This is a genomic window from Mycobacterium sp. E2462 (assembly GCF_001672685.1).
Taxonomy (GTDB): domain Bacteria; phylum Actinomycetota; class Actinomycetes; order Mycobacteriales; family Mycobacteriaceae; genus Mycobacterium.
Genome location: NZ_LZKC01000232.1, coordinates 1 through 1,388, shown reverse-complemented (window position 1 = coordinate 1,388; position 1,388 = coordinate 1). Strand labels below are relative to the sequence as shown.

Here is a 1,388-nt window from a genome sequence, read left to right as displayed (position 1 = left end):
CTCGGCGCGCGGGGTCCGCTCGTCGGCGAAGCGCAGCGCGGCGAACTTGCCCGGCATGGTCACCGACACCCCGACCCAGTCGGGCCCGAACCCGCCGACCACCGCGGGCAGCTCGTCGGCGTCGCATTCGATGCGGTCATAGGTCCAGCCGTCGAGTCCGAGCGCGCGGTAGGCGGCCAGGTGCAGCAGCGGGGATTTGGAGTGGGCAATCGGCTTGCCCAGCACCCCGGCTCTACGGCCGGGCGCTGTCGAGGACACCGTTGCGCTTGGCCAGCTCGATGTTGGCCAGATGCTGTTGGTAGTCGCGGGTGAACAGGGTGGTGCCCTGATTGTCGATGGTCACGAAGTACAACCAGTCGCCCGGCTCGGGATGCTCGGCCGCGCGCAGCGCGTCGGTGCCGGGCGAGCAGATGGCGGTGGCCGGCAGGCCCAGCGAGACGTAGGTGTTCCACGGGGTTCGCAGCGCCCGGTCGGCGTCGCTGGTGGCCACCTCGCGGCGGTCCAGCGGGTAGTTGACGGTCGAGTCGAACTCCAGCGTGTGGTGGGCGTGCAACCGGTTGTAGATGACTTGAGCCACCTTCGCGAAGTCCGGCGGGTTGGCCTCCTGCTGCACCAGCGACGCCACCACCAGGATGTCGTAGGGCGACAGCCCCATGGCCTGGGCGGTGTCGACGAGCCCGGACTTGGTGTATTCGCTGGCGCCGGCGCTGATGAGGCTGGCCAGGATGCCCCCGGCCGGCGCGGCGGGGTCGACGTTGAAGGTGCCGGGGGCGATCAGCCCCTCGATGCGGCGGTGGTCCTTGCCCAGTTCGGTGGCGGGTTGGACGGCCCACGGCGGGATCGCCAGCGCGGCGACGGTGCTGTCGGTGGCGGCCGCCCGCAGGTCCGCCACCGGGACGCAGTGCCGGTTACCGTCGAGGTCCACGCAGGTGGCCTGGGAGATCAGGTTGAAGATCCCGGGGTTGACCTTGTTGGTCTTCATGTCGGTGGTGTCGTCGAGCTGGCGTCCCTCCGGGATGACCAGCCGCCCCACCCGGCTCTTCGGGTCGGTCAGGCGCGTGACCGCGTCGGCGGCCGGGATCTCGGTGCGCACCCGGTAGAAGCCGGGCTGGATCGAGGTGATGGCGGTGTTGCCGTGCGCGGCGTTGACGAAGGCGCGGACGGTCTTGACCACCTGCTGGTGTTGCAGGGTCTCGCCGACCATGGTGGTCGAGTCGCCGGCCTCGATCTGGATGACGACGTCCCGCTTGCCGCCGCCGCGGTAGTCGTCGCCGTTGCCGAACACGGTGTGCCACAGCTTCGTTCCGGCGAACACGCCGGCGATCACCACGACGACCAGCAGCGCCAGCGACACCCGGATGACGAAGCGGCGGCGCCGGCGGCTGGCC

At 70.5% G+C, this 1,388-nt stretch carries 1 protein-coding gene and 1 pseudogene; both read right to left on the bottom strand.

Annotated elements, in window-relative coordinates; translation table 11 throughout:
- Positions 1-258 (bottom strand): annotated as a pseudogene (locus A5714_RS11600) (shikimate dehydrogenase); the annotation flags it as partial.
- A partial coding sequence (gene mltG, locus A5714_RS11595; RefSeq protein WP_197513650.1) for an endolytic transglycosylase MltG occupies positions 233-1,388 on the bottom strand: 1,156 nt, incomplete at its 5' end. The pseudogene A5714_RS11600 and the gene mltG, both read right to left, overlap by 26 nt.